At 59.2% G+C, this 10,931-nt stretch carries 10 protein-coding genes and 1 tRNA gene; 9 read left to right on the top strand and 2 right to left on the bottom strand.

The features are described 5' to 3' along the window. Positions 1–5: 5 nt before the first annotated feature. From phaC to ACZ5FP_RS13315, 9 genes are all read left to right on the top strand, one after another. A complete protein-coding gene (phaC, locus tag ACZ5FP_RS13275; RefSeq protein WP_403175192.1) occupies positions 6–1,826 on the top strand; it encodes a class I poly(R)-hydroxyalkanoic acid synthase in 1,821 nt (606 codons plus the stop codon). Between the two features lie 322 nt (positions 1,827–2,148). After that, on the top strand, positions 2,149–3,375 hold the full coding sequence (locus tag ACZ5FP_RS13280) for a YcbK family protein (RefSeq protein WP_464660641.1): 1,227 nt from the start codon (positions 2,149–2,151) through the stop codon (positions 3,373–3,375). 145 nt (positions 3,376–3,520) lie between these two features. Next, positions 3,521–3,595: transfer RNA gene (locus ACZ5FP_RS13285), tRNA-Glu, on the top strand. Between the two features lie 685 nt (positions 3,596–4,280). After that, positions 4,281–4,403 carry a hypothetical protein gene (locus tag ACZ5FP_RS13290; RefSeq protein WP_264319114.1) on the top strand — a complete coding sequence of 41 codons (123 nt, stop codon included), beginning with the start codon at positions 4,281–4,283 and terminating at the stop codon, positions 4,401–4,403. A gap of 56 nt (positions 4,404–4,459) precedes the next feature. Further along, positions 4,460–5,161 carry a DNA/RNA nuclease SfsA gene (gene sfsA, locus ACZ5FP_RS13295; RefSeq protein ID WP_464660643.1) on the top strand — a complete coding sequence of 234 codons (702 nt, stop codon included), beginning with the start codon at positions 4,460–4,462 and terminating at the stop codon, positions 5,159–5,161. 18 nt (positions 5,162–5,179) lie between these two features. Continuing rightward, positions 5,180–6,010: a type I methionyl aminopeptidase gene (gene map, locus ACZ5FP_RS13300; protein ID WP_464660645.1), complete on the top strand. Its 831-nt coding sequence runs from the start codon at positions 5,180–5,182 to the stop codon at positions 6,008–6,010. A 14-nt stretch (positions 6,011–6,024) separates the two neighbouring features. Beyond that, complete coding sequence (gene radC, locus ACZ5FP_RS13305) at positions 6,025–6,816, top strand: RadC family protein (RefSeq protein ID WP_463012365.1); 792 nt, start codon at positions 6,025–6,027, stop codon at positions 6,814–6,816. Between the two features lie 84 nt (positions 6,817–6,900). Then, positions 6,901–7,734 carry an AraC family transcriptional regulator gene (locus ACZ5FP_RS13310; RefSeq protein WP_464660647.1) on the top strand — a complete coding sequence of 278 codons (834 nt, stop codon included), beginning with the start codon at positions 6,901–6,903 and terminating at the stop codon, positions 7,732–7,734. An 80-nt stretch (positions 7,735–7,814) separates the two neighbouring features. Continuing rightward, positions 7,815–8,531, top strand: a complete 717-nt coding sequence (locus ACZ5FP_RS13315; RefSeq protein ID WP_464660649.1) for a 3-keto-5-aminohexanoate cleavage protein — start codon at positions 7,815–7,817, stop codon at positions 8,529–8,531. Positions 8,532–8,537: 6 nt separating this feature from the next. Here the strand turns inward: ACZ5FP_RS13315 and ACZ5FP_RS13320 are convergent, their stop codons facing one another. Both ACZ5FP_RS13320 and tig read right to left on the bottom strand, forming a co-directional pair. Next, positions 8,538–9,182: an HD domain-containing protein gene (locus tag ACZ5FP_RS13320; RefSeq protein ID WP_464660651.1), complete on the bottom strand. Its 645-nt coding sequence runs from the start codon at positions 9,180–9,182 to the stop codon at positions 8,538–8,540. Between the two features lie 117 nt (positions 9,183–9,299). Further along, positions 9,300–10,724, bottom strand: coding sequence for a trigger factor (gene tig, locus ACZ5FP_RS13325; RefSeq protein ID WP_223613177.1), 1,425 nt, complete (start codon positions 10,722–10,724; stop codon positions 9,300–9,302). Between the last annotated feature and the right edge of the window lie 207 nt (positions 10,725–10,931).

A 10,931-nucleotide genomic window follows, 5' to 3' on the forward strand; every position in this document is an offset into this window, starting at 1 on the left:
AATATATGGATAATCCAGGCGACAAGAGTGCAAAAACGCCGAACCTCGACAAATATGTCATCAAGGATCCGGAAGCTTTCGCGCGCAATGTCGCCCATATGATCGAACAGGCCGGCAAGGCCGCCTCCGCCTGGGTCGAGCCGCGTGAAAAGGGCTTGAAGCGCGACACGATCGCCGATCCCGTCACCGATGTGGTGAAAACCCTCTCGCGTGTTTCCGAATACTGGCTGTCTGAACCGGGTCGCGCGCTGGAGGCGCAGACCAAGCTGTTTGCCAGCTATATGGCCATCTGGTCCAATTCCATCCGCCGCATGAGCGGCGAACAGGTCGATGACGTCGTCAAGCCCGACAAGGGCGACAAGCGCTTCGCCGACGAGGACTGGGGCAGGAACGCTTTCTTCGACTTCCTCAAGCAGGCCTATCTCGTCACGGCAAACTGGGCCGGCGAACTGGTCACCCATGCCGAAGGCCTCGACGATCACACGCGCCACAAGGCGGCGTTCTACGTCAAGCAGCTGACCACGGCGATATCGCCCAGCAACTTCCTGCTGACCAATCCGGAACTCTACAAGGAAACGGTCGCCAGCAATGGCGAAAACCTGGTCAAGGGCATGAAGATGCTGGCGGAAGACATCGTTGCCGGCGGCGGCGACCTGCGCCTGCGGCAATCGGATATGACCAAGTTCGCCCTTGGTGAAAATGTCGCGACTACCCCCGGCAAGGTTATCGCGCGCAGCGATGTCGCCGAAATCATCCAGTATGAACCCGCGACACCGGATGTGCTGAAACGCCCGCTGCTGATCTGCCCGCCGTGGATCAACAAATTCTACATTCTCGATCTGAACGCGGAAAAATCCTTCATCAAATGGGCCATCGACCAGGGGCACACCGTGTTCGTGATCTCCTGGGTCAATCCGGACCACCGTCATGCCATGAAGGACTGGACCGCCTACATCAATGAGGGCCTGCGCTTCGGCCTCGACACCATCGAGAGTGCAACGGGCGAAAAAGCGGTCAATGCCATCGGCTACTGTGTCGGCGGAACGCTTCTAAGCGCCGCCCTCGCCCTTTTTGCCCAGGAAGGCGAAAACAGGATCAGGAGCGCGACCCTTTTCACCACGCAGGTCGATTTCACCTATGCGGGCGATCTCAAGGTTTTCGTCGACGAGGATCAGATTCGCGCCCTGGAAGCCGCCATGTCCGCCGAAGGCTATCTGGACGGCACGCGCATGGCGACGGCCTTCAACATGCTGCGTTCCGGCGACCTGATCTGGCCCTATGTCGTCAACAATTACATGCGCGGCCGCGATCCTGTCCCATTCGACCTTCTCTACTGGAATGCCGATGCCACGCGGATGAGTGCGGCCAACCACTCCTACTACCTGCGCAACTGCTATCTCGACAACAATCTGGTGCGCGGGATGATGAAGCTCGCCGGGCAAAACCTGTCACTGGGCGATGTCAAAATCCCCATCTACAATCTCGCCGCCAAGGAAGACCACATTGCGCCGGCACTGTCGGTTTTCACCGGCTGCAAATATTTCGGCGGCGACGTCACCTATGTCCTGGCCGGCTCCGGCCATATCGCCGGCGTGGTCAATCCGCCCGCCAAGAACAAGTACCAGTATTGGACCGGCGGTTCGCCCGTCGGCGCGTTCGATGAATGGCTCACCAACACGTCGGAACATCCCGGCTCCTGGTGGAATCATTGGCAAAAATGGATCGAATCGCAGGACGACGCGCGCGTTCCCGCACGCCAGCCCGGTGAAAATGGTTCAGAAATTCTCGGCGAGGCGCCGGGAACCTACGTGCGCATCCGCGTGTAAAAATTCGCTGTTTTGCTGGCTTTTGAGCCTATCCTGGTCGTGAAAACCATGGCAGGAAGGTGGCCAATCACGTTTTCGCCTCATTCTGGCTATAGCCCGGAGCTTGTGGAGACGTTTAAAAATCGTTAACTTTGCGCTCTCTCTGCCGGTGTTTTTGCACTTCAACTAAACTTCGCGAGCATCCTGCTCATCTCAAAGCGGATTGGACTGAACCATTGCAAGAGCCGGAAAAGACGAGACGGGGGAATCGTTGAACAAGCTGTCAGCCTCAGTAGCAGCCTTCCGGGCGAGCACCGCTATTTGCTTCGTAACGATTTTTGCGATGGCGACGGCGTCCTGCACGTCGACAGGATCGGCACCGACTGCCGGCTCCGTCCTCAACGTCGCCTCAGCCACCACAAGCACCGCGACAGCCAGCGCCAATGCGGATGCGATTCCGGCAGCCGGATCGGAAAAAGCATCACCCGAAGCACTGGCCCTTGCAGGCGGTGCCGAGACAAACGCCGCCAAAGCAGCCAATCAGGCCGCCGCGTCGACGGAACAGGGCAAAACGGTTGCCGCCCATCCGCAATCACCGAAGGAGGCAGCCGCCGCTGAGGCCGCAGCCAAAGCGACTGTGGAAACCGGGCAGCACGTCACAGCCTTCGCGCCCGCGGTGGCAAAGCCGCCGGTAAAGACATCGCTGTTCGGAAGCGCCGCGCCTGAAACGGTCGAGCAACCGCAAGCAGCCGAATCGCATGCCGCTCCGGAAACCGGCGCAAAGCCGACCAAGGCGGACGCGGAAGCCAAGGCGGCACAGGTTGCGTCAGCCGGCGCCGGGCAGACAATCACCGTTCCCGAAGCCAAACCGGCAGCGCATGCACCGGCACCCGGCAAGGACAATGGCTTGCTGGTGCGCCTCTTTGCCAACAATGCAGGAGCTGCCGCGTCGAAACGTCAGGTGGCCGTCATTCAGCCCAAGGCGCAGGCACAGCTCAAGGCCCTCAGCGGCAATGCGCCGGTACAGGTGGCCAGCGCCGCCGGATTGCCGTCGCCGTCGAACTACCGGCCGACCGAACATCTGTCGTCCCTGCCCGGCGTGCGCCCCAATGGCGGCATCCAGATCATGCAGCGCGACAGTCTTTATCAGGACGACGACGAATCAGCCGCCGCACCGGTGATTCTGGCTTCGGCGGCCGGACTTGCACGGCTGGCCCCCAATGGGCTCAAGGTTCAGCGCGAAAGCGTCGATGTCGCCTGCCTGAAACCGCAACTGGTCGGCATGCTGAAAACGATCGAACGCCGCTTCGGCAAATCGGTGATCGTGACGTCAGGCTATCGCAGCCCGCCTTACAACCGGCTCGTGAACGGCGCCAAGGCCTCGCTCCACATGTCCTGCGCGGCGGCGGATATCCAGGTTCCCGGTGTTTCCAAGTGGGATCTGGCGAATTTTGCCCGGACAATGCCGGGTCGCGGCGGCGTTGGCACCTATTGCTACACCGAATCAGTTCACGTGGATATTGGCCCGACTCGCGACTGGAACTGGCGCTGCGGCAGCCGTCGCGGCTGATCCGGATCGATTGCGGCCGTTCGCGGCCGCCCATGCGCACTGCATTTGTGCACAGCCCCGCGAAGAATTTTCACTTTTCCCAAAAAAGAATGAAATATGGGGTTGCAGTCGAAAAACTGTTTCACTATAAGCCGCTTACCTGCAGGCGCCCATCGTCTAGCGGTTAGGACGGCGCCCTTTCACGGCGCAAACAGGGGTTCGATTCCCCTTGGGCGTACCAGGCTTTCTCCCTGTAAAATCAGTATATTGTTGAAGCCGGCTCATACGCCTGCGCTTTATCCTTTCATGCAAAACGGCCAGCCCCCGCAAGAGCCGGCCGCGCTGTCTTTGGTCCTTGCAGCTAGTTGGCAGGGGCCGGCTTTGCCGGTTCCGGTGCCGGAGTGGTTGGAGCTGCGCCGGGTTTTGCGGGCTCCTGGGTGGTCGCAGGCGGCTTGCTGCCGCCCTCAGATGGCTTGTTGTCGCAAGCTGCCAATGTGAACGCAGCGACCGCTAGAACGGGTACGAGAAACTTACAGTTCATCATGTCTCCTCCTATGCGTTTCACCCGCCGTGGGCAGGCACATACAGGATGAGACAGCACAGACGATGAGAACAGACCTGCATGTTCAAGCTTTGTCACCGGCTGTTAAAGAAAGTTATGAGGCTCCATACCTGACCTGACCTATCATCAATCACTGCTGAGATTCCGATCTCTGGCAGTAGGGTTCGGTTTAACCTCCAAACCGACCCGAATTCTCCCACCCCAGAGCAAATTTGCCTGCCTTTCCCAAGGCAGGCCTTTTTTGTCTGCGGCCTGACCTGTCCGCCGCCTTCGGTCTCAGTTCAGTGCCTGCGAATAGGCACAGACGAGCCACAATCTAAGCATGTTTTTCCCATCCTATGTCACCATGCAGGAAAACATATTCATGAGCAGACAAACGAAGATAACAGTGACGTTCTTTCTGGCCGGCCTTGCTGCGACGGCTGCCATGCTCATGGCCAATCTGTCCCTGGCCGATGTGATCAGGACGGTTCAGGGCCTGTCCTGACGTTTCAGGCGCGATTTGCGATTGTCCGGCCTTCCCCGGTCGGGTAGATCTCGCGGATGATTTTCCCTGCCCCTCTCGTCACCGGCCGACTGGTCCAGCGTTACAAGCGCTTTCTTGCCGATATCATCCTCGATGAAGGCAGCCCGATCACCAGTTCCGTACCCAATACCGGCTCCATGCTCGGGCTGACCGATCCCGGTATTCGCGTCTGGCTGTCCCTGTCCGACGACGGCAAGCGCAAATATGCCCACACGCTGCAGATCGTCGAAGCGCAGGGCACGCTGGTCGGCATCAATACGGGCCTGCCCAACCGGATCGCCGAGGAAGCCATTGTGGCGGGGCTTCTGCCCGCCCTCGGCGGTTATGGCGCGCTCAAGCGCGAGCAGGAATATGGCGCGAATTCCCGCATCGACATTTTGCTGACCGATCCGGAACGGCCCACGGCCTATGTCGAAGTGAAGAACGTGCACTTCTCCCGCACGGCAAATCTGGCGGAATTTCCCGATTCTCCGACCGCCCGCGGCGCAAAACATCTGGACGAGCTTGGCAACATGGTTGAGAATGGTCACCGTGGTGTCATGCTTTACGTGATCCAGCGCGATGACTGCGCCCGCTTGCGAATCTGCGGCGACCTAGACCCGGTTTACGCAAGGGCATTCGAGCGGGCAATGCGCCGCGGGGTTGAAGCTTACGCAATAAGATGCCACATCACGCCTTCGGGCATTGCTGCAACAACTGCGATACCCATTATTGATTGACGCCAAGCGGAAAGCACCATGGTCACCTATCTCGATGCGCAGACAGCGCCCCTGAAGAACACCGGACAGATCAGGCTTCACGGCCCCGAAGGTTTCGACGCCATGCGCAAGGCCTGCCAGCTCACGGCACGTTGCCTGGACGAACTCGCCGGTCTGGTTGAGCCGGGTGTGACCACCAACACCATCGACCGCTTTGTCTTCGAATTCGGTGCCGATCACGGCGCCCTGCCCGCAACCCTCAACTATCGCGGCTACACGAAATCATCCTGCACGTCGATCAATCACGTCGTCTGCCATGGTATCCCTGATGACAAGCCGCTGCGCGAGGGCGATATCGTCAATATCGATGTCACCTACATACTCGACGGCTGGCACGGCGATTCCAGCCGCATGTATCCCGTGGGCGAAATCAAGCGCGCCGCCGAACGCCTGATGGAAGTGACGCATGAAAGCCTGATGCGCGGCATTGCGGCCGTTCGCCCCGGCGCCCGGACCGGTGCCATCGGCGCCGCCATCCAGAACTATGCCGAAGCGGAGCGCTGCTCCGTCGTTCGCGACTTCTGCGGCCACGGTGTCGGCCAGCTTTTCCACGACGCACCGAACATTCTGCATTACGGCACACCCAATGAGGGCGTTGAACTGCGCGAGGGCATGATCTTCACCATCGAGCCGATGATCAATCTCGGCCGCCCGCATGTGAAAGTCCTTGCCGATGGCTGGACAGCCGTCACCCGCGATCGTTCGCTGACAGCGCAGTATGAACATACGGTCGGCGTCACCAAGGATGGTTGCGAAGTCTTCACCCTTTCACCCGCAGGCCTGTTCGCTCCGGGTTTGAAACTCGATTAGGAACGCAGGGGCCCATGAGCGAAGACGAGCCACCCAAAACTTTCTTCCTCAAAGAGCCCTCACCAAAATCGCTGCAGAAACAACCTGGTGTTGAGAAAACCGCCGATACAGCCAACGCTGCCAGCCAGGCCGCGGAACCGCATTACACCGGCCACCGCGAGCGGATGAAGGAGCGTTTCCAGAAAGTCGGCCACCAGGGCTTTGCTGACTATGAAATGCTGGAAATGCTGCTGTACCGCCCCATACGGCAAGGCGACACCAAGCCGCTCGCCAAGGCGCTTCTGGCCCGCTTCGGCAGTCTGGCGGAAGTCCTGGGCGCGCCGGAACATCTCCTCCAGGAGGTAAAGGGCTGCGGCCCGACCGTGGCCTTTGATCTCAAATTCATCGCCGCCCTTGCCCACAGGGCCATGCGCAGCGGCATTGGCGAACGCACGATGCTTGGCTCATGGAGCAAACTGATCGACTACTGCACCGCAGCCATGGCGCACGAGCCGCGCGAGCAGCTGCGTATCCTCTTTCTCGACAAGAAAAACATGCTGATCGCCGACGAGGTGCAGCAGGTCGGCACCGTCGACCACACGCCGGTCTACCCGCGCGAGGTGATTGCCCGGGCCCTGCAATTGTCCGCGAGCGCGCTCATTCTCGTCCACAACCATCCCTCGGGCGACCCGACGCCATCCAAGGCGGATGTCGAGATGACAAAAACCATTGCCGGCATCGGCGGACAGATGGGAATCATTGTTCACGACCACATCATCATCGGCAAGAACGGCCATGCGAGCCTGAAGGGCATGAAACTCTTCTAACCCTGGAGGGCCGAACCGCAATCGCGATCAAATGCACGCCGCCGACAATGTGTATTGGTATGCCGTGCCCCAATGGAGAGTTGCATGAATTCGGTTGAGAAAGCGATCTGGTATGTGGAGGGTCATTTCGCCGAGGAGATCACCCTCGACGATATCGCCGATGTGGCGGGCCTGTCACGGTTTCACATGTCCCGCGCCTTCGGCATCTTTGCCGGCCGCTCGGTCAGCAGCCACATCCGCGGCCGCCGGTTGACCGAGGCAGCAAAATCCCTGTGCGACGGCGCTCCGGATATTCTCAGCGTCGCGCTCGATGCCGGCTACAGCTCCCATGAGGCATTCACGCGGGCGTTCCGCGATCAGTTCGGCCTGACGCCCGAACAGGTCCGCGCGCAGCGCCATACCCGTAACATCCCATTGGTGGAGCCGATGAAAATGGACGAAAAGTTTATCACGGATATCGAAGAGCCGCGCATCGCGAACGGCAAACCGATGCTGGTCGCCGGCATAGGCGAACGATACACCTGCCAAACCAGCAGCGGCATTCCCGCGCAATGGCAGCGTTTCAACCCCTATTTCGGCCATATCACCGGCCAGATCGGCAATGTGGCCTACGGCGTCTGCTGCAACAGCGATGACGACCAGAATTTCGACTACATCGCCGGTGCCGAGGTTGCTGATTTCTCCGACATCCCGCAGGAGTTTGCCCGGCTGCGCATTCCAGCACAGACCTATCTGGTGTTTTCGCATCGCGACCATATTTCGACCATTCGCAGCACGATCATGACCATCTGGGGCAAATGGCTGCCGGAATCCGGCCATGCCCTGGCCGATGCACCCAATTTCGAACGTTATGGTCCGGAATTCGACCCGCGGACCGGCAATGGCGGAATGGAGATATGGATTCCGATCAAGGCCTGAACCGGCATCGAATCCATACTGACGGGGTGCTGTCAGCAGGAAATCCGCTATGATGGAGCCGTCATAGCGGAGACACCACCATGTTGCAGGCATGCCTGAATGGCGGGCGCATGCGGGATTTTCACCACGCGCTCCCCTTTACAGCCTCGGAAATTGCCAGGGACGCGGCGCTTGCCGTGGCCGCCGGCGCCCGCGAGCTGCATATCCACCCACGCGGACCGGATGGAATGGAAACACTGGAGCCGGACCATATCGCCGAGACCCTGCAGGCTGTTCGTTCGGCCGTGCCGGGCATTCCCGTCGGCCTTTCCACCCATTGGCGCATCCCTCCCGGCGGCCTTTCGCGGCAGGAACCCATTCACCGCTGGACGACCCTGCCCGACTACGTTTCGATCAATCTGATCGAAGCGGATGCGGAGGATTTGATTGCGCACGTTCTCGGCAGGGGTATCGGCGTCGAAGCGGGGCTCTGGTCCGTCAGCGATGCGCAGCGCTTTGTCGGCCTGAAGGATGCGGCAAAATGCTTGCGCGTGCTGATCGAAATCAACGAGCAGGACATCGACGAGGGATTGCGGGCCGCCGATGGTATTCAGGCGGTTCTGCGCAAGGCGGGCCATACACTGCCTATCCTCATGCATGGCGATGAAGCCAGTGTCTGGCCCATCTACAGCGAAGCCATGGCCAAGGGCTTTGACAGCCGTATCGGCCTGGAAGACGGCAATCTCCTGCCGTCGGGACAAATGGCTAAGGGCAATGCCGATCTGATCCGCGCCGCGCTCGACTTGGTGTCTCGCTGAGATCGCTTATATCTCATCAAGAAACTCGCCCAGAAACCGGCGGAGTCGCTCCTGTCGCACCTGGGCGATCTGCGCACCCCTGACCGTGTTGAACCCCGCAGTCAACTTGAAAAGCTTGACCTCAAAATGATCGATGGCAAAGCTCTTGTCATCGAGGTTACGATCGATTGCCATGGGGTCCAAGGGATCATAAAGCCCACTCCCCATCCGGCCAGCGATGTAGAAACATCGTGCAGCGCCGACCATGCCAATGGCATCCAGACGATCCGCATCCTGCAGGATTTTCGCCTCCAAGGTACGTGGAAGGATGTTTGCCGAAAAGCTGTGTGCCTCGATGGCGTGCGCTGTGGCAGCAACGCGCGAGGATTGCCAGCCAATATCGGCAAGAAGCTTCGATGCCTTTTCAGCAGCCAACCGCGAGGCCTGCGCGCGATGCGGTGAATTCTTTTCGACGGCAACGCAGTCATGCAGGATTGTCGCTGCGGTCAGTATTTCGCGGTCCCCACCCTCCTCGTCATGAATTGCTGTTGCATTTTTCCACACACGCAAGAGATGAGACAGGTCATGCGACCCATCACTCGTCCCATCGGTTGCATGAGGCAGAAGGTGTTCGGCAAGCGCCTCGAACGGCGCAAAGGCAGCAATGGACATCGGCGAAATCTCTGCGGAATCAGTTAGACCCGCAGCATACGCTGCCCAGCAATTACCGCGCACCAGAAATGAAAAAGGCCGCTCGAAAGCGGCCTTTTCAATCAGAGAGACAAAAGCTTATGCTTCGTCTTCGGTCTTCTTCTTGGCGGCCTTCTTCGGCGCTGCCTTCTTGGCAGGCTTCTTGGCTTCGCCGGACTTTTCATCCGACTCGTCTTCAGCCATCAGCTCTTCCTTCGTCACCTTCTTGTCGGTGACGTTGATCGAGGTGAGAAGGTGATCGACAACCTTTTCTTCGAAGATCGGAGCGCGCAGATTGTTGATCGCTTCCGGAGTCTTGCGGAAGAATTCATAGATCTGCTGTTCCTGGCCCGGATACTGGCGAACCTGATCGTAAACGGCGCGCTGCAGTTCCTCTTCGGTCACTTCGATGCCGGCCTTGTTGCCGATTTCGGAGAGAACGAGGCCAAGACGAACGCGGCGTTCAGCCAGCTTGCGATATTCTTCGCGCGCTTCTTCTTCCGTGGTCTCTTCGTCCTCGAATGTCTTGCCGGCCTGTGCGAGGTCCTGGCCGATCTGTGCCCAGATGTTGTTGAACTCGGCATTGATCAGGCGTTCCGGCGATTCGAACTTGTACTCGCCGTCGAGCGCATCGAGAATCTGACGCTTGACCTTCTGGCGGGTGAACGAGCCGTACTGGCTTTCGATCTGCTCGCGGATAACCTGACGCAGACGGTCGGCGCTCTCGATGCCGAGCTTCTTCGCGGTTTCGTCGTTGATTTCGAGTTCGCCGGGCTTGCCGATTTCCTTGACGGTGATGTCGAAGGTCGCATCCTTGCCCGCGAGGTGCGCTGCACCGTATTCAGCCGGGAAGGTAACCTTGATCTGCTTCTCGTCGCCAGCCTTGGTGCCGATCAGCTGATCTTCGAAGCCGGGAATGAACTGGCCGGAGCCGAGGATCAGGGTCGCATCGGTATCTGCGCCGCCATCAAACGGCACGCCGTCGATCTTGCCGAGATAATCCATGGTGACGCGGTCGCCGGATTCAGCCTTGCCCTTCTTGGGCTCGAACGTCTGGGCGGAGCTGGCAACGCGCTTGACCTGCTCTTCAACTTCCGCGTCAGTCACATCGACCACTTCGCGCGTGACGCTGATCTTGGAAGCGTCCTTGAGTTCGATAACCGGCAGGACTTCGTAGTTCAGCGTGAATTCGAAATCGGCTTCGCCGTTCAGAACCTTGTCCGCTTCCTTCTCGTCTTCCGTCATCGCAACTTCCGGCTGGGTCGCCGACTTTTCGTTGCGCTCCGCAAGGATCGTGCGCGAGGAATCGCTGAGGATCTCGTTGACGACTTCAGCCATGAACGACTTGCCGTACATCTTGCGCAGGTGATTGAGCGGCACTTTGCCGGGGCGGAAGCCATTGATGCGCGCCTTGGCGCTGGCACCTTGGAGGCGTTCGGAAAGCTTTGCTTCCAGATCCTTGGCCGGAACGACGACCTTGATCTCGCGCTTCAGCCCTTCATTGAGCGTTTCAGTAACCTGCATGTCCAAACCTTCACTTTTTTTAACATTTGTCCCGCCGTCGCCGGCCTGTGAGCCAAATTGCGGGAGAAAAACTGTCTGCCATCGTGGCTTCTGGTGCAGATGGGGCGAGCCATGCCCTCACCATCCACGTTGATTTTATTGCTTTATTTCTCTTTAAGCTCATTTTTTGTGACACAATTCATATCACAGAACCTGTCACAGAGCCGC

Source organism: Phyllobacterium sp. T2-21 (assembly GCF_055378485.1).